The sequence below is a fragment of the Aquitalea sp. S1-19 genome (genome assembly GCF_024343515.1).
The window spans coordinates 1-24,641 of record NZ_RJTZ01000050.1 but is presented as its reverse complement, the minus strand read 5'-3'; the positions used below and the strand labels follow the sequence as shown (position 1 = coordinate 24,641).

At 58.1% G+C, this 24,641-nt stretch carries 25 protein-coding genes, 1 tRNA gene and 1 rRNA gene; 18 read left to right on the top strand and 9 right to left on the bottom strand.

The window, feature by feature from the left end; translation table 11 throughout:
- Positions 1–146: 146 nt before the first annotated feature.
- Positions 147–261 (top strand): 5S ribosomal RNA (gene rrf / locus EGI20_RS09260).
- Between the two features lie 44 nt (positions 262–305).
- Here the strand turns inward: rrf and EGI20_RS09255 are convergent.
- Together EGI20_RS09255 and EGI20_RS09250 are read right to left on the bottom strand one after the other, a co-directional pair.
- A complete protein-coding gene (locus tag EGI20_RS09255; protein ID WP_498631233.1) occupies positions 306–2,252 on the bottom strand; it encodes a bifunctional diguanylate cyclase/phosphodiesterase in 1,947 nt (648 codons plus the stop codon).
- 20 nt (positions 2,253–2,272) lie between these two features.
- Positions 2,273–2,887, bottom strand: a complete 615-nt coding sequence (locus EGI20_RS09250; protein WP_498631232.1) for a transglutaminase-like cysteine peptidase — start codon at positions 2,885–2,887, stop codon at positions 2,273–2,275.
- Between the two features lie 174 nt (positions 2,888–3,061).
- Here EGI20_RS09250 and EGI20_RS09245 point away from each other — a divergent pair, with 174 nt between their 5' ends.
- Positions 3,062–4,873, top strand: coding sequence for a TolC family outer membrane protein (locus EGI20_RS09245; RefSeq protein ID WP_498631231.1), 1,812 nt, complete (start codon positions 3,062–3,064; stop codon positions 4,871–4,873).
- A 60-nt stretch (positions 4,874–4,933) separates the two neighbouring features.
- Here the strand turns inward: EGI20_RS09245 and EGI20_RS09240 are convergent, their stop codons facing one another.
- The 3 genes from EGI20_RS09240 to rsmI form a co-directional block, all read right to left on the bottom strand.
- Positions 4,934–5,704 carry a TatD family hydrolase gene (locus tag EGI20_RS09240; protein WP_498631230.1) on the bottom strand — a complete coding sequence of 257 codons (771 nt, stop codon included), beginning with the start codon at positions 5,702–5,704 and terminating at the stop codon, positions 4,934–4,936.
- A 196-nt stretch (positions 5,705–5,900) separates the two neighbouring features.
- Positions 5,901–5,985, bottom strand: a tRNA-Leu gene (locus tag EGI20_RS09235).
- Positions 5,986–6,043: 58 nt separating this feature from the next.
- Positions 6,044–6,931 carry a 16S rRNA (cytidine(1402)-2'-O)-methyltransferase gene (rsmI, locus tag EGI20_RS09230; RefSeq protein WP_498631234.1) on the bottom strand — a complete coding sequence of 296 codons (888 nt, stop codon included), beginning with the start codon at positions 6,929–6,931 and terminating at the stop codon, positions 6,044–6,046.
- A 114-nt stretch (positions 6,932–7,045) separates the two neighbouring features.
- Here rsmI and EGI20_RS09225 point away from each other — a divergent pair, with 114 nt between their 5' ends.
- Genes EGI20_RS09225 through EGI20_RS09210 form a run of 4 tightly spaced genes read left to right on the top strand, consistent with a single transcriptional unit; the run spans position 7,046 to position 9,587 of the window.
- A complete protein-coding gene (locus tag EGI20_RS09225; protein WP_498631229.1) occupies positions 7,046–8,056 on the top strand; it encodes a penicillin-binding protein activator in 1,011 nt (336 codons plus the stop codon).
- A complete protein-coding gene (locus tag EGI20_RS09220; RefSeq protein ID WP_498631228.1) occupies positions 8,032–8,388 on the top strand; it encodes a YraN family protein in 357 nt (118 codons plus the stop codon). The genes EGI20_RS09225 and EGI20_RS09220 overlap by 25 nt, the downstream gene beginning before the upstream one ends.
- Positions 8,389–8,418: 30 nt before the next feature.
- A complete protein-coding gene (locus tag EGI20_RS09215; RefSeq protein WP_124735901.1) occupies positions 8,419–9,009 on the top strand; it encodes a phosphoheptose isomerase in 591 nt (196 codons plus the stop codon).
- Entirely contained in the window at positions 9,006–9,587 is a 582-nt protein-coding gene (locus EGI20_RS09210; protein ID WP_235930191.1) for a BON domain-containing protein, read from the top strand. The genes EGI20_RS09215 and EGI20_RS09210 overlap by 4 nt, the downstream gene beginning before the upstream one ends.
- A 69-nt stretch (positions 9,588–9,656) precedes the next feature.
- On the opposite strand, the gene EGI20_RS09205 is transcribed toward EGI20_RS09210, so the two are convergent.
- The 3 genes from EGI20_RS09205 to tsaA all read right to left on the bottom strand — a co-directional run bounded on the left by EGI20_RS09205 (position 9,657) and on the right by tsaA (position 12,656).
- Complete coding sequence (locus tag EGI20_RS09205; protein WP_498631227.1) at positions 9,657–10,847, bottom strand: sensor domain-containing phosphodiesterase; 1,191 nt, start codon at positions 10,845–10,847, stop codon at positions 9,657–9,659.
- A gap of 143 nt (positions 10,848–10,990) precedes the next feature.
- Positions 10,991–11,905, bottom strand: coding sequence for a Tim44 domain-containing protein (locus tag EGI20_RS09200; protein ID WP_498631226.1), 915 nt, complete (start codon positions 11,903–11,905; stop codon positions 10,991–10,993).
- Between the two features lie 58 nt (positions 11,906–11,963).
- The gene (gene tsaA, locus EGI20_RS09195) at positions 11,964–12,656 is read right to left on the bottom strand and encodes a tRNA (N6-threonylcarbamoyladenosine(37)-N6)-methyltransferase TrmO (RefSeq protein ID WP_498631225.1); all 693 of its coding nucleotides are present in this window, start codon (positions 12,654–12,656) and stop codon (positions 11,964–11,966) included.
- A gap of 151 nt (positions 12,657–12,807) precedes the next feature.
- Between tsaA and mnmG the strand changes: the two genes are divergently transcribed.
- Genes mnmG through EGI20_RS09175 form a run of 4 tightly spaced genes read left to right on the top strand, consistent with a single transcriptional unit; the run spans position 12,808 to position 16,961 of the window.
- A complete protein-coding gene (gene mnmG, locus EGI20_RS09190; RefSeq protein ID WP_498631224.1) occupies positions 12,808–14,697 on the top strand; it encodes a tRNA uridine-5-carboxymethylaminomethyl(34) synthesis enzyme MnmG in 1,890 nt (629 codons plus the stop codon).
- Positions 14,694–15,320, top strand: a complete 627-nt coding sequence (rsmG, locus tag EGI20_RS09185; protein WP_498631223.1) for a 16S rRNA (guanine(527)-N(7))-methyltransferase RsmG — start codon at positions 14,694–14,696, stop codon at positions 15,318–15,320. Before mnmG ends, rsmG begins: the two co-directional genes overlap by 4 nt.
- Positions 15,317–16,108 (top strand): ParA family protein, encoded by a 792-nt coding sequence (locus EGI20_RS09180; protein ID WP_498631222.1) that lies wholly within the window; start codon positions 15,317–15,319, stop codon positions 16,106–16,108. Before rsmG ends, EGI20_RS09180 begins: the two co-directional genes overlap by 4 nt.
- A 4-nt stretch (positions 16,109–16,112) precedes the next feature.
- Complete coding sequence (locus EGI20_RS09175) at positions 16,113–16,961, top strand: ParB/RepB/Spo0J family partition protein (RefSeq protein WP_498631221.1); 849 nt, start codon at positions 16,113–16,115, stop codon at positions 16,959–16,961.
- A gap of 84 nt (positions 16,962–17,045) precedes the next feature.
- On the opposite strand, the gene EGI20_RS09170 is transcribed toward EGI20_RS09175, so the two are convergent.
- Positions 17,046–17,936: a LysR family transcriptional regulator gene (locus tag EGI20_RS09170; RefSeq protein ID WP_498631220.1), complete on the bottom strand. Its 891-nt coding sequence runs from the start codon at positions 17,934–17,936 to the stop codon at positions 17,046–17,048.
- Positions 17,937–18,059: 123 nt separating this feature from the next.
- On the opposite strand from EGI20_RS09170, the gene EGI20_RS09165 reads away from it, so the two are divergent.
- The 8 genes from EGI20_RS09165 to atpA form a co-directional block, all read left to right on the top strand.
- Entirely contained in the window at positions 18,060–19,055 is a 996-nt protein-coding gene (locus EGI20_RS09165; protein ID WP_498631219.1) for a TDT family transporter, read from the top strand.
- A 211-nt stretch (positions 19,056–19,266) separates the two neighbouring features.
- Entirely contained in the window at positions 19,267–20,274 is a 1,008-nt protein-coding gene (locus tag EGI20_RS09160; RefSeq protein ID WP_498631218.1) for an ornithine carbamoyltransferase, read from the top strand.
- Positions 20,275–20,740: 466 nt separating this feature from the next.
- Positions 20,741–21,112, top strand: a complete 372-nt coding sequence (locus tag EGI20_RS09155; RefSeq protein WP_124735911.1) for an ATP synthase subunit I — start codon at positions 20,741–20,743, stop codon at positions 21,110–21,112.
- Positions 21,112–21,921 (top strand): F0F1 ATP synthase subunit A, encoded by an 810-nt coding sequence (gene atpB, locus EGI20_RS09150; protein ID WP_498631217.1) that lies wholly within the window; start codon positions 21,112–21,114, stop codon positions 21,919–21,921. Before EGI20_RS09155 ends, atpB begins: the two co-directional genes overlap by 1 nt.
- Positions 21,922–21,986: 65 nt before the next feature.
- On the top strand, positions 21,987–22,274 hold the full coding sequence (gene atpE, locus EGI20_RS09145) for a F0F1 ATP synthase subunit C (RefSeq protein WP_124735913.1): 288 nt from the start codon (positions 21,987–21,989) through the stop codon (positions 22,272–22,274).
- A 52-nt stretch (positions 22,275–22,326) separates the two neighbouring features.
- Positions 22,327–22,797, top strand: coding sequence for a F0F1 ATP synthase subunit B (locus EGI20_RS09140; protein ID WP_124735914.1), 471 nt, complete (start codon positions 22,327–22,329; stop codon positions 22,795–22,797).
- Between the two features lie 7 nt (positions 22,798–22,804).
- A complete protein-coding gene (locus tag EGI20_RS09135; RefSeq protein WP_498631216.1) occupies positions 22,805–23,341 on the top strand; it encodes a F0F1 ATP synthase subunit delta in 537 nt (178 codons plus the stop codon).
- Between the two features lie 8 nt (positions 23,342–23,349).
- A partial coding sequence (gene atpA / locus EGI20_RS09130; protein WP_498631215.1) for a F0F1 ATP synthase subunit alpha occupies positions 23,350–24,641 on the top strand: 1,292 nt, incomplete at its 3' end.

Sequence of the window (24,641 nt, the reverse complement as noted above, 5' to 3'; positions counted from 1 at the left end):
ACTAATTGCTCGTGAGGCTTGATCCTATCATTTGAGTGGCTTTGCTAAGATAAGCAGAGTTGCGAAGCAATACTTCTACCAAGGCATCCAGAGAAAGAAGTGGTCTGGGTGTTTAATTTCGGTTTCTACAATTTGACAAGTTAATGTCTGGTGGCCATAGCGAGGTGGTCCCACGCCTTCCCATCCCGAACAGGACCGTGAAACACCTTAGCGCCGATGATAGTGTGGCATTCGCCATGTGAAAGTAGGACACCGCCAGAAGCCCATATCAAAAAGCCCGACTCGATGAGTCGGGCTTTTTGTTTTTAGCTGCGCTGGCTACTTAAGCTGTATTCATCATTATGTAGTTTGACCGCAGGTCCCGTCATACCGTAGATGCCTAATTCAGTCAGTTTGCGGGCATCGGCCGGATCGCTTATGCCTTTGGCCAGCAGGTTAATGCCCATAAGCGTCGTCATTTGCAGTAGCCCTTTGACGACGGCTTGTTGTCCTTGATCCTGGTGGATGCCATGCGTCAGTACCCCATCCAGCTCCAAATATGAAATACCGGCCTCGGCTAGCTTCGCAACCAGACTCAGGTCATGACCGATGATCTCCACACCTAAGCGATGGCCTTTTTGCTGCATGCTATGACTGAACGCTAGAAAAGCCGGCCAGTGTGCGAGTAGAGCCATTTCGTGAAACTCGAAATTAACCCTGATGCCCTGCGTCTTGTTTAGCAGGTGGTGTACTTGGGTGTTGAAGTCCGGGTGGGCAAGCGAGGCCGGAGAGACATTGATGGCAATGCATGGGCCGGGTGCATATTGCAATCCCTGCTCTAGTGCAGCGAGATCCGGTTGCTGGCTGATGCCCAGGCGCAGGCTATGCGATAGCAGACGCAGGGCGCTGACCTTGGCTGCACTTTCGCTTGCCGGCAGATACAGCATGCCTTCCTGCCATAACACGCCGCCTGTTGCATCGACGACCGGATACCAGTCAAGGCGCAATAAACGCTGTCTGCATGCTTGTTCAATGGCTTCGCGCCAGTTCTGTTCGCTATGGATGTGGACCACGGCGTGATCCAGGCGGCAGAAACTATTGGGTGCCTGTGCAACAGCTTGTGCCAGCGCCTGACTGGCCTGAGACAGGATATCGCTGAGCTTATCCTGGCCATTGAAGCTTGTTATACCGATATGCGCGACTTCCTGCTGATCACATAAACCCATCTGCGGATAGCGGGCATATTGTTGTAATAGCGTGCGGGCGAGGGTGTCGGCATCATTCGGACTTAGTTCGGGGCAGAGCAGGGCGAAATCAGCGCCACGCAGCCTCACCGCCAGGGCGCCTTGATGGCAGGTGGCGGCCTGAGCCAGTTCTGCGGCAAACCTTTTCAGTAAATTATCGGTATGTTGACCGCCTATGCGGCCATTCATCTCGGAGAGCCCGGCCACGCGCAACAATAGCAACTGGCCGTGTAAATCTTCTCCTTCGGTGTTTTGCAGGTTGTCCAGAGCACGCTCTAACTGCTTGCGCTTGGCGATGCCGGTGACCTCATCGGTGTCATGCGCCAGATGTAATGCTTCGATTTCATTGCTCAAACTATGTAAATAGCCTTGCAGGCGCTCGACCATCTGGTTCATCGCTTGTGCCACTCTGGATAGTTCAGGGATGGCGGGTTCCTGGATGCGGATAAAGCGGCGCTCACTGATGGCTTTAGCCTGTTCGACGACCTGGTCTAGCTGGCGGCGGATGCGGATGATATCGAGCGAGCCGATGAGGCCGGTCAGCAGGCCGGCCAATAGCAGGCCCAATACGGTGTAAAGCATGCTGCGCCATAGAGAGGCATAGGCATAAGCGATATCGCTTTGCACCTCCAGTGTACCGGCTTGCAACCATCCTTTACTGATATTCGCCTGTCCCGGTGGCGGGGACAGGGCGAGGAGACGTGGCAGCCAAGCCGGGGCGGATAACTCGCTATCAAGGTTGTTGCGCTCGAGCAGGATGCCGCCATCTGCTCCTGTCCAGCGTATCCGGCGATAGTGCCCCTGGTCGAAACTGGCATTGATCAGTGTCTCCGCCATGGCGCGATCTGCCTGCTGCTGGGTAATCATCAGTGCCAGCGAGTTGGCGGTATCTGCATTCTGTGCGGTTAGTTGCTGTTCAAGATAGTTGCGTGCACCTAACAGGTTGGCGGTCAGCGAAGTGCTAAGCGCCAGAAAAACCAGTAGCAGCAACAAGATCCAGAGGCGTTGGCTAAGGGAAAGTCGAGTCATGATGTGCTCGTTTAGATAGATCAAAAAACAAAACCGTCTTTGCGCATACGTTCCGTTACCTGACGCCAGCGTGTGAGGCGGTCAACGCTGCTACGGGTATTGCCGGCCCAGAGTGCTTCGGTGTTGAAGCTGAATACCGGGGTCAGGTCATTGCGTTGCGATGCGGGCAGTATGCTGCTGACCAGATTATCGAGAACCAGAGGTTCTGCACTGGGGCTGGGGTAATAGGCCAGTACCATGTGTGCCTGGCTGACATTACTGTCCGGGCCGCCGATGCGTGCCTTGACATAGGTCAGGCGCAGTTTGGTGGCTTCAATACCGCTGCTGCGCAGGGAAATGTATTTGGCAATGGCAAAGTCTTCGCAGTCCCCTGCGCCCTTGGCAAACATTTCCAGCGGGCTGGCCCAATAGTCGCTTTGTTGCCATATCGCGACATCATCAGCAAAGCGGATGCGACGATTGATGAACTGGTTGACCGTCTTTAATTTGCTCATTTCATCCGTTTGGCCAAGTGGCGCCAGCATGCTGGTCCAGTCGCGGTAAAGTGCCAAGGACTGGCTGCCATACTGTCGTGCAGCCTGTTCAGCGGGCAACTCCAGTGACGCGGTGCTTGCAGCCAGGAGCAGCCATACCACGGCATGTAGCCGAAGATATCGTCTGATTGGTGAATGCAGTCGCTTCATCTGGAAATATTTTTAGCGGCAAAGTTCAATGCTATACAGATTTAAATCATTAAGGTATATAATTTAAGCATAAATAAATGTTTATTCTGTTTTAGAAATAGCCTACTCTTCTTGTCGAGGTTCATCATGAAACGTACTTCTCTGGCCTTGTTATTTGCACTGGCCTCCGGTACTGCGCTGTCTGCCAGTGCGGCAGACCTGAAAAGCGCGGTTGAAAAGACCATCATCAACAATCCGGAAGTGCGTTTTCGCTGGCATGAATTCCGTGCCGCAGCCGAAGAGCAGGGCTTGGGTCGTGCCGGCTATCTGCCTACGCTGGATGCCGGTTATGGCTGGGGTAAGGAAAAAACGACGCAGGCCGCAACCCAATCAGGCGGCCCTGAAGTGACTCAGGACCTGACCCGTAAAGGCTGGTCGGCCAATCTGACACAGAACCTGTTTCAGGGTCTGCAGACCATGAATCTTGTCAAGCAGCTGGACTATACCCAGCGCGCCAAATATTTCGATTTTTTGGGTGCCAGTGAAGGCCAGGCGCTGGAGGCTGCGCGCGCTTATGTCGACGTATTGCGCTATCGCCAGTTGCTTGAGTTTGCGCAGGATAATTACGCCACCCATCTGAGTATCTACAAGCAGTTGCAGGAAAAAGTGAGCGCAGGCGTGGGGCGGCGGGTCGATCTGGAGCAGGCTGGCGGCCGTCTGGCGCTGGCTGAGTCCAATCTGGTAACCGAGTTGTCCAATCTGCATGATGTCGCGGCACGCTATGCGCGCCTGACCGGCGAAGAGCCGCAGCTTGCCATGGCAGAACCCATGGCCTTGAAAGGCTATCTGCCCAAGGATCAAGAGCTGATTGCCGGAGCCGTCAAGACCAGCCCGGCTTATCTTGCCGCACTGGAAAACGTGCGTGCTGCCAAGGCGGACGTCAATATGCGTAAGGGTGCGTTCTCGCCGACGCTGGACCTGCGCGCCAGCACGGCGCGCGGAGATAATCTGGATGGCTCGTTCAACCGCAAAGACCGGCAGATGGCTGAACTGGTGTTCAATATCAATCTGTTTCGCGGCGGGGCAGACCGTGCCCGGCTTGGTGCTTCGGCCGAGCGCCTGAATGCCGCCTACGATTTGCGCGACAAGGAATGCCGCGATCTGCGTCAGACGCTGCGTATCGCGTTTAACGATACCCGCAAGCTGGAAGAGCAGATTGCCTATCTGCGCCAGCACCGCTTGTCGACCGAAAAAGCCCGTGATGCCTACCGCGCCCAGTTTGATATCGGTCAGCGCACGCTGCTGGATCTGCTGGATAGCGAAAACGAACTGTATGACGCCAAGCGTTCGGTGGTGAATGCCGAACAGGATGTCTTGCTGGCGCAGGCGCGCGTGCTGGCCGGCTCGGGTAAGCTGCTGGAAAGCTTGCAGCTCAAACCGATTGAAAGCTATGACTTTGCCGATCCGGCGCGCGATGAAGAAGTCGCAGTCTGCGATACCCAGTACGTCGGCCCGGCCGTCTTTGACAAGAGCGGAATCGCGCCTAAGCCTGTGGCCGTCCCTGCAGCCTTGCCCAAAGCGGCGGCAGCTGCTTTTGTGCTTAAAGGCGACGTCGCATTTGCAGCCAACCAGTCGCAACTGAGTGCACAAGGCAAGGCCGAGCTGGCCCGCATTGCCCGGCAACTCAAGACGGCAGGGCAGCCGGAAAGCATCATCAGTGTGACCGGCTATACCGACCGTTTGGGGTCGGATGCCTATAATCTCAAGCTGTCCAAGGCGCGCGCCGTCGCGGTCGCCGACTATCTGGTGAGCCAGGGTGTGCCGGCAAACCGCCTGCAGACCGAGGGTCTGGGTAAGGCGGATCCGGTGACCGGCAGCAAGTGCAACCAGATCAAGTCGCAGCCGGCTTTGGGCCAATGTCTGGCACCGGATCGCCGTGTGGTGATCCGCTTCAAGTAAAACCCGCCTACTCTTAAGCAGTAGGGAAGGAGGCCGCGTTCACGCGGCCTCCTTTTTGTATTACGACAGCTGCAGCACACGGCAGGCATTGTGCGTGGTAGCCAGAGCAATTTCAGCGGTGTCCAGGTCGCGTAGCCCTGCGAGGATGCTGGCGAAGCGGGGCAGATTGGCCGGTACATTCGGTCTGTCCTGTGCCCATTCCGGACGGATGTCGGGCGCATCGGTTTCGAGTACCAGTGCATCCAGTGGCAAGCTTGCTGCCAGACTCCGGATGCGGGTCGAGCCGCTATAGCTCATGGCTCCGCCAAAACCCAGACAAAAGCCCAGCTTGATAAAGGCTTGTGCCTGCTGTTCGCTGCCGTTGAAAGCGTGGGCGATGCCGCCGCATACCGGCGTCTGGCGCAGGTATTTGAGGACGCGATCCTGGGCGCGGCGGATATGTAGCAATACCGGCAAATCATAGCGCCGTGCCAGTTTTAACTGTTCGGAAAATAGCCATTCCTGCCTTGCCGGATCCAGGCCGGGCTGCCAGAAATCGAGGCCGATTTCTCCTACGGCCTCAGGCCGATGCTGGCGTATGTGCTGCTCCAGCGTTTCCAGATGTGCATCCAGATGTTGATCCAGATAAACGGGATGCAGCCCCAAGGCGATATAACAGCCAGCCTGCTGGCGTAACGCCAGTGTAGAGGCGAAATTGGACAGGGCAACGGCAGGTATCAGGATGCGGCTGACACCTACGGCATGCGCCTGATTGATGACCAACTGACGGGTGGCATCGAACTCCGGTGCATCAAGGTGGCAGTGGGTGTCGAACAGGACGGGGAGCGGCATGGCTTTTCCCTTGGGGGCGTGTGTTGCGCAATATAACAAAAAACCCGTCAGCGCGTGCTGTACGGGATGGCTAGTTGCTGGCCGCAGCAAACGTGTCGTGTTGGCTGTATTTGGATAGGTGCAGACGACAAAAAACCCCGGGAAACTTTAGTTTATCGGGGTTTTTGTACTTCTTTGATGCATTAAAACCAGTTTGTGGTGCCCAGAGTCGGACTCGAACCGACACACCTTGCGGCGGGAGATTTTGAGTCTCCTGTGTCTACCAATTTCACCATCCGGGCTGCATCTCGGATTGACGGCATTCTACCGGCTGGCTCAAGAAATGTAAATCGCTTGCACTCAGTTTTCGTCAGACTCGGCGTTTTTTTTCATTTCCAGTGCCAGTTCATACAGTTTTTTGCGTGCCACGCCGCTGAATTCGGCCACGATGCCCGAAGCCTGCTTGATTGGCATGCTGCCAATCAGCTGTGACAACAGCTGGAGCGTTGCGGCTGGTACTTCATCCTCTTCTTCTTTGGCTGGCGCCGCATCGATGATAAGCACGCACTCGCCACGCTGCTGGTTGCTGTCTGCCTTGATAATCTCCAGGAGTTCACCGGCGCTGGTGCGGATAAAGGTTTCGAAGGTCTTGGTCAGTTCGCGTGCCAGAACCAGACGCCGTTCGCTGCCGTAGACGGCGACGGCATCGGTGACGCAGTCGAGAATACGATGTGGAGCTTCATAGCAAATCACGGCATAGTCGGCATGCAACCAGCTCTCCAGCCGTTTTTTGCGGGCGCCGGATTTGGGTGGCAAGAAACCAGCGAACTGGAACTGGCCGGTTTCAAGGCCGGCGGCGGACATGGCGGTGACCACGGCCGAGGGGCCGGGCAGGGGGCAAACTTTGAGGCCGGCTTGCCAGACGGCCGCCGCCAGACGTGCGCCGGGGTCGGAAATGCCGGGGGTGCCGGCATCCGATACCTGAACGATACACTGTCCTTCCTGTAGCCAGCCGATGACGCGTTCGGCCATTTCGCGTTCATTATGTTCGCGCAAACTGACCAGTTTCTTGCTGATGCCATAAGCAGCGAGCAGCGAACCGGTGACGCGGGTGTCTTCCGCCAGCACCAGATCGCAGCGGGAAAGCGCGGCAAAAGCGCGCAAGGTCATGTCGGCCAGGTTTCCAATGGGGGTGGCGACCACATATAATGTTCCGTTCACCAACGTTTCCTGGGCAGAATGAATCAAGTGATCAAGCGATGTTTGCAATCTCTGGCTCCCTGGGTGTTGGGTGGGTTAACTTGGATGGCCGCCAGTGTAGTCTCTGCGCAGGGCGCGGACTACATTCTGCAGCAGAATTCTGTGCCGTTTACCCAAGTTCCTGCCCGTGAGCCTGCCAGTGCTCCCGCTGTTGCCCCGATAGCCGACACCGCCTTGCCGGGCTTTGCCGCGGCTAAAGTACGTATTGGCTTGCTGTTGCCGCTATCGTCTCCGGCCTTGGGTGAAGCGGCCGATGTAGTGCGCCAGGGCTTTAATGCTGCGCGCGAGGTGGATGGCCGCAGCAATGCGGCGGTTGTTGAAGCCGTCTTTTCCGATGAGGCGGAGGTGCTGCCGGCTTACCGAAATCTGATTGCACAAGGCGCGAATGTGGTCATCGGCCCTTTGACTCGTACCGGTATCAGCCGCATTGCCACTCAGGTGAGTGTGCCAACCCTTGCACTGAACAGTCTTGAAGGTTTGCCGCTGCGTCCTAAACTCTATGCTTTGTCCTTATCGGTGGATGCCGAGGCTAAGCAGGTTGCGGCTATGATGGCAGACAATGGTCATCAGCGTCCTTTACTGATCTATGGAAAAGATGGTTTGTCGCAGCGTTTACGTCAGACATTTGCCGGGGTCTGGCAGATAAAGCGTGGTGCTTTGCCCTTGCAACTGGCGATGGATGAGGCGCATGGCGCGGCGCTGGATGCCGCATTGGCTCAGTCCGACTCGGTCTTTTTGGCCTTGCCAGGGGCGGAGGCCGCTTTGGCGCGTTCCGTGCTGCCACAAGCGTTACCGGCCTATGGCACGTCGACGCTGAATGTGCGCGAGAGTCTGCCGACCTTGTCCGGCGTGCGTTTTGTCGACATGCCTTGGCTATTGATGCCGGATCACCCCGCCGTGCGTGCTTACCCTCGCCCGGCGCATACTCTGACGGTGGCCACCGAGCGCTTGTATGCACTGGGTATCGATGCCTACCGGCTGGCACAGCGTTTGGCGGTACAGAAAAACCTTAGCGGTTTGCGTTTGGATGGGGTCAGTGGTGACTTGCGTCTGGGGCGTGACCAGCAGTTCCAGCGGACATTGCCGGTATGGGTCAGGGGCGAATTACAGTAGCCGCCAGTGGTGTGGCGGCCGAAGACAGGGCGCTGCGCTATTTGCAGAAGCAGGGGCTGCGCTTGGTTGAACGCAACTGGCATTGTCGTGGTGGCGAGCTGGATCTGGTGATGCGCGAGGGGGTGTACTGGGTGTTTGTCGAGGTACGCTTACGCACTTCCAGCCGCTTCGGTGGCGCCTTGCAGAGTATAGATGGCAGAAAATGCGCGCGGCTGGTGCATGCCGCCAGCCTTTATCTGTCGGAGAAACATATAGATGCCCCATGCCGTTTTGATGCGGTGGTGTTCGAGGGCGAAGCTGATCCCCTGTGGATCAAAGACATTATTGCGTAGTGCTTACGCGAGCTTACAAGGAATGACAGTATGGATCTGATCGCCCGCGTTAACGGCCATTTTCTCGAGAGCATAGCGACCAAGCAGCAGTCTATGGAGGCGCTCTCGCCCGGCGTAGCACTGGCTGCTGAACGCATGGTGGCCAGTTTGATGAATGAAGGAAAAATTCTGGCCTGCGGTAATGGCGGCTCGGCTGCCGATGCCCAGCATTTCGCCGCCGAAATGGTGGGCCGCTTCGAAAAAGAGCGTCCGGGTCTGGCGGCGATCTCGCTGGCGACCGATACCTCGGCACTGACGGCTATTGGCAATGACTACGATTTCGACCTGATTTTCTCCAAGCAGGTACGCGCGCTGGGGCAACAGGGTGATGTTTTGCTGGCGATTTCGACCTCGGGTAATTCGGCTAATGTGATCGAGGCCATTTATGCTGCCCACGAGCGCGGCATGACGGTGATTGCTTTTACCGGCAAGGATGGCGGCAAGATCGCCGAGATTCTGGGGGCGGATGATGTGCATCTGAATGTGCCGGCCAGCCGTACCGCGCGTATTCAGGAAGTGCATCTGCTGCTGATCCATGCCATGTGCGATGCGATCGATTGCATGTTGCTGGGGGGCGAATGATGAAATTGCGTGCTCTGGTGCTGGCTTCTGTATGTGCTGCAACTTTGTCCGGCTGTGTGGCGCTGGTTGCAGGCGGTGCCGCAACCGGTGCGCTGGTTGCCTCCGACCGACGCACCAGCGGTGCCTATGTCGATGACCAGTCCATCGAGATGAAGGCTGCGCGACAAGTTGCGGATAAGCTGCCTTCCTCGCATGTGAACCTGACCAGCTATAACCGGACCGTATTGCTGAGCGGTGAGGCTGCATCGGATGCGGCGCGTGCTGGTGCTGAAATGATTGCGCGTTCGCAGCCTAATGTGCAGCGCGTATACAACTATCTGGTTGTGGCGCCGGTAAGCGGCATTACCGAGCGCAGTAACGATACCTGGCTGACCAGCAAGGTGCGTGCACGCCTGCTGGATGGCAAAGGTTACCCGCCCAATGCAATCAAGGTCGTGAGCGAGCGCGGTGTGGTGTATATGCTGGGCCTGGTCACCCGGGCCGAGGGCGAGGCTGCTGCGCGGGTCGCCAGTGAAACCAGCGGTGTGCAGCAGGTCGTGACCTTGTATGAATACATTGCGGATGTAGCCGGGCAATAACGATCCGTACCATGGTAGGTGAAAAAAGGCATAGCCCTCAGGCTATGCCTTTTTTATTGTGCGGCGGTGCTAATCGGCCAGCCCCATGGTCTTCGGTACCAGCACATCTGCACATAGCACATGCAGGTCTTCATCAATCTCGATTGCCATCGAGAGGGTAATGCAGTGGCGGGTGTCGGTCATCGACAGATAAGGCTCGCTCATATACAGCACACCGGGCTGGTCTATTGCATGCTGGAAATAGGGACGGCGTGACCAGACCGCGCCCGTGGTATCGGCTAGCGGAGCGAATTTGGGGTTGGCGCGTGACGGTGCTTCCCGCGTATTCAGATTGCGCCCGATCTGGCGTCCGGTGCTGTCGAGCAAAAAGCAGCGGATGACATCGGGCAGGGTCAGCATGGGCTGGGCGGCGTCGGTAAAGCTGGTGCCCTGCATCAGCGCGATGGCGCTTTGTACAAAAGCCTGACGCGCCAGTTCGATCTGGCGCCGTGCCAGTTTGCGCTTCATCAGTTCACGCACCATCAGTTCATCCCAGCGGGTATCGATACGACGGGTGATGATTTCATCACTATCTGGCTGCAAGGCTGGGCGGGCCACATAATAGCCCTGGATTAGATCGCAGCCTGACTCCAGCGCGACCAGCACATCGGCTTCGGTTTCTACGCCTTCCACTACCACCAATGCCCCAATTTCGTGCGCCAGATGCACCAACTTGGTCAGCAGATTGCGCGTGCGGGCTTGCTTGGTCGCGCTGCGCAGCAAATTGCGGTCAAACTTGATCAGGTCAGGCTCCAGCAAGCAGACCCGGTCCAGATTGGAGTGGCCGGTGCCGAAGTCATCAATGGCGATCAGGAAGCCGGCTTCGCGCAATAGCCGGCTGCCGGCGATCAGGATTTCATCGGCCTCCAGTGCATGTTCCAGTATTTCCACGACTACCCGTGCCGCGGGTACGCCGCTTTGTTGCAACATGCTGATCAGGGCTTGGGTGCGGGCGAGGCTGCTCAGCGTGCTGGCATCAATATTCAGGAATAGCCAGCTTTCGCCCGGGGTCGAGGCAGCAAAGTGACGGATATGCTCAGTGCTGACGCGAAGATCAAATTCATGGCGGCTTTGCGTGTCATCGTGATCAAGATAGGCCTGCTGTGGCGGAATGGCCACACCTGCTTGTTCGGCGCGCAACAGCGCTTCAACGCCAACCGTGCGGCGGTGCGCCAGGCTGTAAATGGGCTGGAAGTGGCTATGCAGGGTGAGGGTGGACAACGGATAACTCCTTATCGGGTTTTATTCTGTGTAGCAATCCGTGTTCCAGTCTAACGCACAATTATGACGTGGGTGTTTTTGCATGATGTGCGTAAAAAAACGGACGCTGGTAAGCGTCCGTTGGAGCAATCCTTGTTGCAGGCTTAATCCTGTTGTATGCCTGCCAGCAACCAGCGCGGACTGCCGCTGTCCTTGACGTAGTGCCAGGTTTCGGCAAACGGCACCGTGGCGGCGTTGACGTCTTCGCTGACCGTGCCGGAGAAGCGCACGCTGGCAATATAGCGGCCGCCTTCGGTGACGGCATCGAGCACGCTGCATTCCAGTTGCGGGAAGTCGGCCATGCCACTATTGGACAGAATGTCCTCGCGCATGGCGGCAAACAGATCCGGCGTCATGTATTTGCTGATTTCATCTACATTGTCCGGCGAGTTCAGGCTTTGCAGATGCAGAAAGGTGGCTTTGGCCTGACGCAGGAAGGCCGGCACTTCGGTGCCGTCCGGTAGGCGTTGCTGGCCGTAGCTGCCGGCCATGGCACCGGCTGCGCCGCCTTGCAGGCCCGAGCCTATGCTCGGGATGCCATCGAAGCGTGCCGGCTGTGCGGCGGGCGCCATGTTCTGTGGCGGCATGCCGGCCATTTGCGGGGCGCGCATAGCGGGGGCAGCTTGATTGGCCATGCGGCGGCGGAACAACATCATGCCGCCAGCAAACAGGAGACCCAGCATGGCCAGCGTACCCCAAGGCATGCCCGAGCCCGCTGCTTCGTTGGCGCCGCCTGAGGCTTCGCCTCCGCTCATGGCCGAACCCAGCATATAACCTGCAGCAGCACCGGCGGCGCCAGCGGCAATGGCCGTGCCTACGCCCGGGCCTTTGCGCAGTTGTTGTGCGGGCGCCATAGGCTGAACCGGGGTACGAGCCGGCTGCTGATAGCTCTGGGTCGGTGCCGAACGCTTCATGCCGAAGCTTTTGCTTTTGCCCAGTTTGGCCGCTTCGGCAATCGGAGCTGCCAGCATTGATGCCATGGACAACGCGAGAACCAGTGTCTTCGCGTAGGAACTCATAGGTCTTACTCCTGTAGGGTGAGGCTGGTGTGACATGCGCTTGTCTGACAAAGTTCGGTCAGAGTGCATTAATTTCAAGTGTAGTGACGATGTCGCCGGCAATGCGAAAGCGGATATCCAGCTGATAAAGGCGCACGCCGTAGATGCGCAAGGGATCATCCTGATAGGCGGGGCGCGGGTCTTGAGCCAGAATTTCCTCTACCAGTGTCGCAAGTTCAGGGTGTTTGATACGGTGGATGGCCAGATCGGCCAAGGCTTTTTCGCTCCAGCATACGCTCAGGCGTGGCGGCGGGCCGTCGATAAAACCGGCGCGGGCCTGGGGGCGCGACTCGACAAAGGGGATATAGGGTTTGATATCCAGTACCGGCGTACCGTCCAGCAAGTCGGCGCCAGCCAGCTCCAGGATCACGCCGCTGCCCGTATCAATACCGATTAATTCCACCAGCGACAAACCCAGCGGATTGGGGCGGTGGGTGGCGCGGCTGGCAAAAACCCCGACCTTGTCATTGCCGCCCAGCCGTGGCGGGCGCACCAGCGGTCGCCAGCCGCGTGCGGCCGTTTCATGGAAGACAAACTGCAGCCATAGGTGGGAAAAATCGGCCAGACCGCGCACTGTGTCGGCATGGTTGTAAGGCGCGAGCAGCTCCAGAGTCATGCGTGCCGACGGGGCCAGCGAGGGCTGGCGCGGGATGCCGAACTTTTCCTTGTACGGCGAATGGATGACGCCTATGGGCGTAAAGCTGAAATTCATCGGCGGATTGTAGCAGGGCAAGAGACGGTCGCGGTCGATGAAGTTCGGGTAAAGCCTTGCCGCCGGATAGCGGCAGTCAAATCAATAACTTACATGGGGCCATGTTTTGCCGTAAAATGCCCGGTTTTCCGCCAGATTTGCCGTATTGATCATGATCTATCCAACAACTTTCGACGTGATAGTCGTCGGTGGCGGGCACGCCGGCACCGAGGCTGCGCTTGCCGCTGCGCGCATGGGGCGTCAGACACTGCTCTTGACGCACAATATCGAGACCCTGGGTCAGATGTCGTGCAATCCGTCGATAGGCGGGATAGGCAAGGGGCATCTGGTGCGTGAAGTCGATGCACTGGGCGGTGCGATGGCGCTGGCCACCGATATCGGTGGCATCCAGTTCCGTACGCTTAATGCATCCAAAGGTCCTGCCGTGCGCGCCACCCGCGCCCAGGCCGACCGCGTGCTGTATAAGGCTGCCATTCGTGAAATGCTGGAAAATCAGCCCAATCTGACCCTGTTCCAGCAGCCGGTAGATGATCTGCTGCTGGAAGGCGATCAGGTGGCTGGTGCCATTACCGCCATTGGCCTTGTGTTCCGCGCACGTACCGTGGTGCTGACTGCCGGCACTTTCCTGTCGGGCAAGATCCACGTCGGCCTGGAAAACTACACCGGGGGGCGTGCCGGCGATTCGGCCGCGTCGGTACTGGGTGCAAAACTGCGCGAACTGGATCTGCCGGTTGGCCGCCTGAAAACCGGCACACCACCGCGTCTGGATGGCCGCACGATTGATTTTTCTGTGCTGGAAGTGCAGCCGGGGGATACGCCGGAGCCGGTATTCTCTTTCCGTGGCTCGCGCGATATGCATCCGCGCCAGTTGCCGTGCTGGGTGACGCATACCAATGAGCGTACGCATGACATCATCCGTTCCGGTTTCGATCGCAGCCCGATGTTCACCGGCAAAATAGAAGGCGTGGGGCCGCGCTACTGCCCTTCGATAGAAGACAAGATCAACCGCTTTGCCGACAAGGACAGCCACCAGATCTTCCTTGAGCCGGAAGGTCTGACTACGCACGAGATCTACCCTAACGGTATCTCGACTTCGCTGCCTTTCGATATCCAGCTGGCAGCGGTACGCTCGATGAAGGGCATGGAAAACGCCAACATCCTGCGTCCAGGCTATGCCATCGAATACGATTACTTCGATCCGCGCGGCCTGAAGTCCACCTTCGAAAGCAAGGCAATCAAGGGCCTGTTTTTTGCCGGCCAGCTGAACGGTACCACCGGTTACGAAGAAGCGGCCGCACAAGGCCTGCTGGCCGGATTGAATGCCGCGCTCTACAGCCGCGATGAAGAAGGCTGGTGTCCGCGCCGCGACGAGGCCTATCTGGGCGTAATGTCGGATGATCTGGTGACCAAGGGCGTGACCGAGCCTTACCGCATGTTCACCAGCCGCGCCGAATTCCGTTTGCAGTTGCGCGAAGACAATGCCGATCTGCGCCTGACCGAGGCCGGCCGCAAGCTGGGGCTGGTCGGGGATGCGCAGTGGGATGCCTTCTGCCGCAAACGGGATGCCGTTGAAGCCGAAAAGCAACGCCTTGCCACCACCTTTATCCATCCGGGAAAAGCGCCGGCCGGTGAGGTTGAGCGGGTGGTCGGTCAGGCGCTGACGCGCGAGTATAGCCTGATGGATTTGCTGCGCCGCCCTGTCGTCGATTACGCCTTGCTGATGACCTTGCCCGGGGCAGGGCAGGGGGTGGATGCGATGGATGTTGCCGAACAGGTAGAAATTCAGGTCAAATACCAAGGCTATATCGACCGCCAGAACGACGAGCTGGCGCGTCAGGACAAGCTGGACGACGTACGCCTGCCCGAGGGGATCGATTATTCGCTGGTGTCCGGACTGTCGCGCGAGGTGCAACAGAAGCTCACGCAGCAGCAGCCGGAAACACTGGGGCAGGCCTCGCGTATTCAGGGGATTACACCGGCCGCGGTGGCCCTGCTGATGGTTCACCTTAAACGCGGCCTGGGCGATAAGAAGACGGCATGACACATACTGAAGAATTGAAACAGGGGCTGGCCGAACTGAAGCTGGGCCTGAGTGATGCACAGCTTGCGCAACTGGAAGGCTATCTGGCCCTGCTGGCCAAGTGGAACCACACCTACAATCTGACTGCCGTGCGCGAAGAAGCGCGCATGGTCAGCCATCACTTGCTGGACAGCCTGACGCTGGTGCCGCACCTGGCGGGCTTTAAGCGCTTGCTGGATGTCGGCTCGGGCGGTGGTATGCCTGGCATTCCGGCGGCGATTGCCCGCCCGGACTTGCAGGTGGTGCTGCTCGATTCAAATCACAAAAAGACCACCTTTTTGCGCCAGGCGGTGATCGAACTGGGTCTTGCCAATGTAGAAGTCATCACCAGCCGGGTCGAAGCCTATCAGCCCGAGCAGAAGTTTGATGTGATCACCAGCCGCGCCTTCTCCGAGCTGGCCGAGTTTGTCCGCCTGACGCCGCATCTGCTGGCGCAGGATGGGCAGTGGCTGGCGATGAAGGGTGTGTATCCGTACGAAGAGATTGCCCAGTTGCCGGAGAGTGTGACCATGGCGGAAGTCTTGCCGCTGATGGTGCCGGGGCTGGATGCCGAACGCCATCTGGTGCGGGTTGTCGCGCGATGAGCGCGCGCATTATTGCCATTGCCAACCAGAAGGGCGGGGTCGGCAAGACCACGACCGGCGTCAATCTGGCCACCGGTCTGGTGCAGCTGGGGCGGCGCGTATTGCTGGTCGATCTTGACCCGCAGGCCAATGCCACCATGGGTAGTGGCATTCAGAAAGCCGGTTTGACGCAGACGATCTATCAGGTGCTGCTTGGGGATGCGACCGTGGCCGAAGCGCGCCAACGCTCGCCTGAGGGCGGTTACGATGTGCTGCCGGCTACGCGAGACCTGGGCGGGGCCGAAGTCGAGCTGGTGCAGGAGCTGGCACGCGAGGCACGCCTGAAGCAGGCGCTGGCCGAGGTCGAGGACGAGTACGACTACATCCTGATCGACAGCCCGCCTTCGCTGACACTGCTGACGCTCAACGGCCTGGTGGCGGCGCAGGGGGTATTGATCCCGATGGTGTGCGAATACTATGCGCTGGAAGGCTTGTCCGATCTGGTGACCACCCTGCGCAAGGTGAGGCAGGCCGTCAATCCCAAGATCGAGATTCTGGGTCTGGTACGCACCATGTTCGATGCGCGCAGCAATCTGTCGCAACAGGTGTCTGGCCAGCTTGCCGCCCATTTCGGCAACAAGGTGTTCGAAACCGTTATCCCGCGCAATGTCCGTCTGGCCGAGGCGCCCAGCCATGGTCTGCCCGGCGTTGTATATGACCCTTCCTCGCGCGGCGCACGCGCTTACAAGGCGTTGGCTGCCGAGCTGCTTGCCCGTCTGGAAACTGCGCCAGTAGCTGGAATCCAATAGAAACATGGCCAAACTCAAAGGACTGGGGCGCGGACTTGACGCGCTCCTTGCCGTGACCGATCCGGCAGACGACAGGCTGCAAACGCTCGCTGTCAGCAGTATCCGCCCGGGGCGTTATCAGCCCCGCTCCCATATGAATGAAGCGGCGCTGGAAGAGCTGGCAGCCTCCATCCGTGCGCAGGGCATTATCCAGCCGGTGGTCGTTCGCGAGATCGGTCTGGGCGAGTATGAGCTGATTGCCGGTGAACGGCGCTGGCGTGCCAGCCAGAAAGCCGGGCTGACCGAAATCCCCGCCGTGATTCGCAGTGTGGCGGATGAAGCTGCGCTGGCCATGGCGCTGATCGAGAATATCCAGCGGCAAGAGCTGGATCCGATTGAAGAGGCGCAGGGTATCGCCCGCCTGATCAAGGAGTTCGAGCTGACGCATGATGCGGCTGCTGCAGCCGTCGGTCGCTCGCGCAGCGCGGTTTCAAATCTGCTCAGGTTGTTGTCTTTACCGGAACCGGTACAGCTTTTACTGCATCAGGGCCAGATCGAAATGGGTCATGCACGTGCCTTGCTGGCCTTGCCTGCATTGCAGCAACTGGAGCTGGCCAATCAGGTGGTGTTGCATGGCTGGTCGGTGCGCGAGGTCGAGCGCAGGGTGCAGGCCCTGGCCGGCGCCGCTGAGCACGCGCCGGTGGCGGCCAAGCCGCGGGATGCGGACGTGGCTCGGCTGTGCGAAGAGCTGTCGGAAGTGCTGGGCGCCAAAGTGGCGATCAGGACAGCCAAGGGCGGGCGCGGCAAGATGACTATCGAGTACGCGACGCTGGACGAGCTGGACGGCATTATCGGCCGCTTGCAGATCCGGTAACACAATAGCGGCGGCACAGGTGGCCGCCGCTTTTCTTTGAGCCCGGCGCCCGGCCTTGTTCATGTCGGCCGTGCCGGCGCTTTCTTATCTTGGCTGGCTGGACTCCGGATCCGCCAGCCATTGCAGGATCTGTACGGTACGCGGTGTGGCATAGCGGTTTTTTAGCCGGACAATGGTCATTGGCCGGCTGAGCTGCTGCGGCAGTTCGACCCGCCTCAGCATACCATCCTCGACCCGCTTGCTGACGGCCAGCGAGGAGAGCAAGGCGCAGCCCAGTCCTGCGCAGACTGCCTGCACGATCGCTTCGCTGGTGTTGAATGTCAGGGTGTCTGGCGTGCTACCCAGCTGCGGCAGCACCAGTTGCTCAAACTGGACCCGGCTGCTGGAGCCTGCCTCCCGCACGATCCAGCGCTGTTTCCGCAGTGTCGGCCAGTCCATGGCAGTTGTGCTGTGGCTGGGCGCGACAATCCACAGTTCATCCTCCCTCCATGGCGTCACCGCCAGTTCGCTATCGAGTACTTCTCCTTCAACCAACGCCAGATCCAGCTCGTAGCGTTGCAGCTGCCCGAGCAGGGTCTGGCTGTTGTGGATGCCGACCTCGATCTGCAGGTCCGGAAAGCGTGCCAGCAACTGGGCGACGACTTGCGGCAGCAAGTAGCTGCCGATGGTATCGCTGGCTCCCAGACGCAAGCGGGTTGGCAGCTGGTTCGGCTCGCTAAACTGCTGCTCGATCTGTCGGGCGCGGGTCAAGAGTTCGTCCGCCATCGGCAGCAGAGTTTCGCCCGTGGAATTCAGCCGCAGGCGGTAGCCACTACGGTCGAACAGCGTGCAGCCCAGTTGCCGTTCCAGTTCCTGTAGCGACTGGCTTAGTGCCGCCCGGCTCAAGCCCTGTTCTTCTGCTGCGGGAGCGAGCGAGCCCAGGCGGGCGACTGCCAGAAAGGCCTGCAGTTGGCGCAAAGTCAGATGTGTTGTCAATTTTGTGTTTACGTTCCGTAAAAAACATCCAGATATTATTTATTTTATATCGGACGTACAGTGTGTCCATCGATACCAGAGCAGTCAGGCACTTGCAATGTCAGCTGCGGCAAGGAGATCAGCATGGAAAGCATTCTGCACAATTCGGCCGGTACAACCGTCAATGCGACCTTGGGCGCATGCCTGCGCGCCGTCCCGACGCCGATGGGTGGTCTGGCCTTGGGTATTGCCAGCCTGGGCTGGTGCTGGGAGAACTTCATGCCGGCAGGCGGCATGTTCCAGCTGGCCGGTGCCGCCATCGCAAGTATTCTGCTGTTGAGCCTGCTGCTCAAATTCATTAATGCGCCCCAGCTGCTGTGTCAGGACCTGGCGCATCCGGTGGTCGGTAGCGTGGTGCCGACCATGGCCATGGCGCTGATGATCGTGTCCAAGGCGATCTCGCTGTTTTCGTTGCCGCTGGCGCAGACGGTCTGGCTGCTGGCCATCGGCTTGCATCTGGCTTTTCTCGTTACCTTTGTCTGGCACCGTGCGCATGACTTCCGTTTGCATCATATGGTGCCCAGCTGGTTTGTGCCGCCGGTCGGCATTATTGTGGCGGCGGTCAGTTTTCCCGGTGGTGCACTGCTGTGGCTGGCACAGACGCTGCTCATGTTTGGGCTGGTCTGCTATCTGGTGATGCTGCCGCTGATGATCTATCGCCTGGTTTTTGCCAGCGAGGTGCCTGATCAGGCCAAGCCGACGCTGGCGATCCTGGCCGCTCCTGCCAGTCTGGCGCTGGCAGGCTATCTGACTGTCGTGCAGCAGCCTTCGCCCTTGCTGGTTGGTCTGCTGGCCGGGATTGCAGTGCTGATGACCAGCGTGATCTACCTCTTTTTCCTGCGCTTGCTACGGTTGCCGTTTTCTCCGGCCTATGCGGCCTTTACCTTCCCCATGGTGATTGGCGCTACCGCATTGTACAAGTTGTCGGCTCAGCTGGGCGTATGGGGCTTTGCGGATGAATACGTGGCTCAGCTGCATGTGCTGGCCGATTTTGAGCTGTGGATCGCCGCGTTGGTGGTGGCTTATGTGAGCTGGAAATTCCTGCACCATTACTTCCTCGCTCGTCTGCTCCGTCACTGAAGCCGGGGAGGTGGCTGGCATGAATGCCTCCATGTGCTATAGCAATATCAGATAATTATTAAATGTTAATTCGTATTCTGGGAGTTGATCCGCGTGTAAGCAGGAAAACTATCCGGCGCGGGTAAAGCAGGTCTTTAAGTTGTTTGCACATCACTCGCCTGCCATTGCTGGCGGGGTGCTTAGGGCAGTTTTAATCTCAAGGAGTATCAAAATGGCTTTCAATCTGAAACACCGTCACTTTCTGAAAGAGCTGGACTTCACCCAACGCGAGCTGCAGTACCTGCTCGATCTGGCACGCGACCTGAAGCGTGCCAAGTATGCCGGCAACGAAGTACAGCGTCTGATCGGCAAGAACGTCGCCCTGATTTTTGAGAAGACCTCGACCCGCACCCGTTGCTCGTTCGAAGTGGCTGCCCATGACCAGGGTGCGCATGTGACCTATATCGATCCGACCAGCTCGCAGTTGGGCCACAAGGAAAGCATTGCCGATACCGCCCGCGTGCTGAGCCGCTTCTACGACGGTATCGAATTCCGCGGCTTTGCCCAAGATGATGTGGAAGAGCTGGCCAAGTACTCCAGCGTTCCGGTCTTCAACGGTCTGACCGATGCCTGGCACCCGACGCAGATGCTGTGCGACGTGATGACCATGACCGAGAATTGCGACAAGCCGATGTCGCAGATTGCCTACGCCTATGTAGGGGATGCCCACAATAATATGGGCCACTCGCTGATGGTGATTGGCTGCCTGATGGGGATGGACGTGCGTATTGCCGGTCCCAAGGGTTTGGAACCGGATGCCGATCTGGTCAAGCAGTGCCAGGATATTGCCAAGAAGACCGGTGCCCGCTTGCTGGTGACCAACGACCCGCAAGCTGCAGTCAAGGGCGCCGACTTTATCCATACCGACGTCTGGGTGTCGATGGGCGAGCCGATGGAGCGCTGGGGCGAGCGAATCGCGCTGCTCAAGCCGTTCCGCGTCGATAGCGCGCTGATGGCGGCTTCGGGTAACCCGCAGATCAAGCTGATGCACTGCCTGCCGGCCTTCCACAATGCGAATACCAAGGTCGGCAAGCAGATTGCTGCCCAGTATCCGGAATTCGCCAACGGTATCGAAGTGACCGACGAAGTGTTTGAAAGCCCGGCCAGCCTGGCTTTCGAGCAGGCTGAAAACCGTATGCACACCATCAAGGCGATCATGGTCGCGACCATGGGTAGCTAAGCCGCTGGCCGTGTTGCCATCCTGAATGGGGTAGGGGGTGTCTTTCCATGCCATTTGGGGTGGTGTCCGTCTGCTTGCACGGGGCTGTGTGCATCGTCTACGGTCAGGCCTCAGTGATAATGCGCGAGCGTGAGGCGGTAGCGCAGAGGGTATGTGTTTGCAACGCGGATTGTTCCGTTTGTAGTTTTGTTCTGCCGCACCTGGGGTGCGGCTTTGCTCATTGTGAGGTGATGCCAGTGTTATCAAAGTGGCGTCTGGTGGTGGTGGGAACAGGATTGTCAGATTTTTCCGTGTAATGACTATCGAGTATTAGGCGCGGACTGAATGTCGCTGTATGATCGGCCGCTTGCGGCGCGGGCAGGGCTGGACGGTGTATGCTGCATTGCAGCTATATTAGTCGTAATTTGTTGACGTCATTTTAATGGCGTGACTATAATCGGTCGATTTTTCTAAGACGATGTGCGTCATGGCTAAGCCGGAAATTAAGCGCATCGTGCGCTTGCAGTTTGTATTGACAGCAGTCGCTGTCCTGATTGCAGCGGTACTGGGGCAGGGGAGTATTAGCGGTGCTGTCTCAGCTTTGCTTGGCGGGTTGACGGTAATTCTGCCTGCACTGCTGTACATTCGCATCGCTTACTCAGTGCCACGTGCATCACCTGCAGTATTGATGAAGGCTCACTACAAGGCGGAAGCGGTCAAGTTTGTTCTGACCATTCTTATATTTGCAGTGGTTCTTCTGTTTTTCAAGGATATATCGGTAGCAGCGTACTTTGCCGGCTATATGCTGGTCGTGTCCGCCTACTGGTTCGGGCTTCTAATCAAAATTGAGAAAAAGTGATGGCAGGCAACGCAACAGAATATATCAAGCACCACCTGACGTTCTGGAAGTCTTCTCATGAAGGGTTCTGGTCCATTCACGTCGATACCTTCAGCGTCTCGCTGATTCTGGGTTTCCTATTTGTAGGCGTCTTTGCACTGGTTGCCAAGAATGCCAAGCTGGAAAATCCGGGTCGCCTGCAGCTGTTTGTCGAGTCGTTGGTGGAAATGGTCAATACCCAGGTCAAGGAAATTTTCCATGCCGAAAGTAAAGTGGTTGCGCCTCTGGCACTGACCATTTTCTGCTGGGTGTTCCTGATGAACGCGATGGACATGCTGCCGGTGGATCTGATTCCGCAAATCGCAGCATGGGTAGGTTCAACCTTCTTCGGTGCTGACCCTCACCATGTGTATTTCCGTGTGGTGCCGTCCGCTGACGTCAACGCTACCTTCGCCATGTCGATTTCGGTGATGTTCTGCATCATCGGTTTCTCGATCAGCGCCAAGGGTCTGGGCGGTTGGGGCAAGGAGTTGTTGACCGCACCGTTTCATGCACACAGCCCGATTCTGGTTGTCATCCTCGCCCCGGTGAACTTCGCGTTCCAGATGGTCGAGCTGATTGCCAAGCCGATTTCGCTGTCGCTGCGTCTGTTCGGTAATATGTACGCCGGCGAACTGATCTTCATCCTGATTGCGCTGCTGCCTTGGGGTGCACAGTGGATTCTGGGCGCGCCATGGGCGATCTTCCATATTCTGGTGATCACCTTGCAGGCCTTCGTGTTCATGATGCTGACCATCGTGTATCTCAGCCTCGCGGTCGAGAAGCACTAAAGAGTTCCTTAGTTTTTTAAACGTTTCACCAACCATCCTTAGTTTTAGTTTCAGGAGATATCTAAATGGAAAAACTTGCACTGATTTCCCAGATCCAGTCGATGACCGTTCTGGCTGCCGCACTGATCATCGGTCTGGGTGCCATCGGCACCGCTCTGGGCTTCGCCATTCTCGGCGGCAAGTTCCTCGAGTCTTCCGCTCGTCAGCCAGAAATGATTCCAGTTCTGCAAACCAAGCTGTTCATTATCGCCGGTCTGCTGGATGCGATCTCCATGATTGGTGTTGGTGTGGCTATGCTCTACACCTTCAACAACCCGTTCCTGGCTGCTGCTCTGGCCGCTGTGGGCGCTTAATCCCTGAACAGGGATAGGTTGTTGCAAGTCATCATTCTGGAGGGAAACAAGCGTGGAATTTAACGCAACACTACTGGGTCAGGCGATCACGTTCGCCATCCTGGTGTGGTTCACCATGAAGTTTGTTTGGCCTCCGCTTACCAACATGATGGATGAGCGCGCCAGGCGCATTGCCGATGGCCTGGCTGCTGCCGAACGTGGCAAGCAGGATCTGGAGGCCGCTGAAAAGCGCGTTGCGGATGAAGTTCGCAAAGCCAAACAGCAGTCGACCGAAATCATGCTGGCCGCCGAAAAACGTGCCAATCAGATCGTGGAAGAGGCAAAAGACGCTGCACGCGTCGAGGGTGCCAAGCTGGTATCCGATGCCAAGGCTGAAATCGAGCAGGAAGTGCTGCGTGCCAAGGAGGTTCTGCGCGAGCAGGTTGCCGTCCTCGCCGTAGCCGGTGCAGAGAAGATCCTGCGCCGCGAGATCGATCAAGCCAAAAACGCCGATCTGTTGGCCTCCATCAAAGCGGAGTTGTAATCAGCTCATGGCAGAACTTACTACCGTAGCAAGGCCCTACGCCGAAGCGGTATACAGCCTCGCCGGCGAACAGCATTCTATGGGCGCGTGGTCCGAGACGCTGTCCTGGCTGGCTGCCATGGTGAAAACCCCGGGTGTGGCCGAAGTAATCACCCACCCGAAACATACCGCACAAGAGGTTGAGGCATTGCTGCTGGACGTGCTCGCCGAGCGTGGCAACGAAGAAGTGAAACACTTCCTCGGCGCGCTTATCGAAAACGGACGCCTGCTGTTGTTGCCCGAAATCGCCGAACAGTTTGAACTCCTGAAGGCCGAGGCAGAAGGGGTGCTGGATGCAGTGGCAGACAGCGCCTTCCCCATGACCGACGTCCAGAAGTCCGAACTCACCGACACGCTTTCCAGGAAGTACGGCAAGACCGTACGCCTTGACGTGCGTGTGGACCCCGAGCTTATCGGTGGTATCCGGGTGTTGATCGGTGATGACGTCATCGACGCTTCCGTTCGCGGCAAACTGCACGCGATGGCGGCAAGCCTCAAGAATTAGGAGAGATCATGCAGTTGAACCCCTCTGAAATCAGCGACCTGATCAAGGCCAAGATCCAGAACCTGGCTGAAAGCGCCGAAGCACGTACCATGGGTACCGTGATTTCCGTGACTGACGGTATCGTTCGTGTTCATGGCCTGATGGACGTGATGCAGGGCGAAATGCTCGAGTTCCCGGGCAATACATTCGGCCTCGCCATGAACCTGGAGCGCGACTCTGTCGGCGCCGTGATTCTGGGCGAGTACGAGCACATTTCCGAAGGTGACGAAGTCAAGTGCACCGGCCGCATCCTGGAAGTTCCGGTTGGTCCGGAACTGATCGGTCGCGTTGTCGATGCTCTGGGCCGTCCTATCGATGGCAAGGGCCCGATCGCCGCCAAGGCGTTCTCCCCTATCGAAAAGATCGCACCGGGCGTGATTGCCCGTCAGTCGGTGTCGCAGCCTATGCAGACCGGCCTGAAGTCGATTGACTCGATGGTGCCTATCGGCCGTGGCCAGCGCGAGCTGATCATTGGTGACCGCCAGACCGGTAAGACCGCTGTGGCGCTGGATGCGATCGTCAACCAGAAAGACACCGGCGTTATCTGTATCTATGTTGCTATCGGCCAGAAAGCCTCGTCGATCGCCAACGTGGTACGCAAGCTGGAAGAGCACGGCGCGATGGGTCACACCATCATCGTCGCAGCGACCGCTTCCGAAGCTGCTGCCCTGCAATACATCGCACCGTACTCCGGTTGCGCCATGGGTGAGTACTTCCGCGACCGCGGCGAAGATGCGCTGATCGTATACGACGACCTGTCCAAGCAGGCCGTGGCTTACCGTCAGATTTCCCTGCTGCTGCGTCGTCCGCCGGGCCGTGAAGCCTATCCTGGTGACGTGTTCTACCTCCACTCCCGTCTGCTGGAGCGCGCATCGCGCATCAACGAAGACGAAGTGACCAAGCTGACCGCAGGCGCCGTAACTGGCAAGACCGGTTCGCTGACTGCTTTGCCGATTATCGAAACCCAGGCTGGCGACGTGTCCGCCTTCGTTCCGACCAACGTGATTTCGATCACCGACGGCCAGATCTTCCTGGAAAGCGACCTGTTCAACTCCGGTATCCGTCCAGCTATTAACGCTGGTATTTCGGTATCGCGTGTGGGTGGTGCAGCGCAGACCAAGGTGATCAAGAAGCTGGGTGGCGGTATTCGTCTGGCGCTGGCTCAGTATCGTGAACTGGCTGCGTTTGCGCAGTTTGCTTCCGATCTGGACGAAGCGACCCGCAAGCAGTTGTCGCATGGCGAGATCGTGACCGAGCTGAT

Coding starts and splice junctions, on each gene's coding strand:
- EGI20_RS09220 (WP_498631228.1), top strand. CDS start 8,032: ATGGGTCAGGGGCGAATTACAGTAGCCGCCAGTGGTGTGGCGGCCGAA.
- atpE (WP_124735913.1), top strand. CDS start 21,987: ATGGAAAAACTTGCACTGATTTCCCAGATCCAGTCGATGACCGTTCTG.
- EGI20_RS09175 (WP_498631221.1), top strand. CDS start 16,113: ATGGCCAAACTCAAAGGACTGGGGCGCGGACTTGACGCGCTCCTTGCC.
- mnmG (WP_498631224.1), top strand. CDS start 12,808: ATGATCTATCCAACAACTTTCGACGTGATAGTCGTCGGTGGCGGGCAC.
- EGI20_RS09165 (WP_498631219.1), top strand. CDS start 18,060: ATGGAAAGCATTCTGCACAATTCGGCCGGTACAACCGTCAATGCGACC.
- EGI20_RS09200 (WP_498631226.1), bottom strand. CDS start 11,905: ATGAGTTCCTACGCGAAGACACTGGTTCTCGCGTTGTCCATGGCATCA.
- EGI20_RS09240 (WP_498631230.1), bottom strand. CDS start 5,704: ATGCCGCTCCCCGTCCTGTTCGACACCCACTGCCACCTTGATGCACCG.
- EGI20_RS09160 (WP_498631218.1), top strand. CDS start 19,267: ATGGCTTTCAATCTGAAACACCGTCACTTTCTGAAAGAGCTGGACTTC.
- atpB (WP_498631217.1), top strand. CDS start 21,112: ATGGCAGGCAACGCAACAGAATATATCAAGCACCACCTGACGTTCTGG.
- EGI20_RS09255 (WP_498631233.1), bottom strand. CDS start 2,252: ATGACTCGACTTTCCCTTAGCCAACGCCTCTGGATCTTGTTGCTGCTA.
- EGI20_RS09155 (WP_124735911.1), top strand. CDS start 20,741: ATGGCTAAGCCGGAAATTAAGCGCATCGTGCGCTTGCAGTTTGTATTG.
- EGI20_RS09215 (WP_124735901.1), top strand. CDS start 8,419: ATGGATCTGATCGCCCGCGTTAACGGCCATTTTCTCGAGAGCATAGCG.
- EGI20_RS09245 (WP_498631231.1), top strand. CDS start 3,062: ATGAAACGTACTTCTCTGGCCTTGTTATTTGCACTGGCCTCCGGTACT.
- EGI20_RS09180 (WP_498631222.1), top strand. CDS start 15,317: ATGAGCGCGCGCATTATTGCCATTGCCAACCAGAAGGGCGGGGTCGGC.
- rsmG (WP_498631223.1), top strand. CDS start 14,694: ATGACACATACTGAAGAATTGAAACAGGGGCTGGCCGAACTGAAGCTG.
- EGI20_RS09210 (WP_235930191.1), top strand. CDS start 9,006: ATGATGAAATTGCGTGCTCTGGTGCTGGCTTCTGTATGTGCTGCAACT.
- EGI20_RS09135 (WP_498631216.1), top strand. CDS start 22,805: ATGGCAGAACTTACTACCGTAGCAAGGCCCTACGCCGAAGCGGTATAC.
- tsaA (WP_498631225.1), bottom strand. CDS start 12,656: ATGAATTTCAGCTTTACGCCCATAGGCGTCATCCATTCGCCGTACAAG.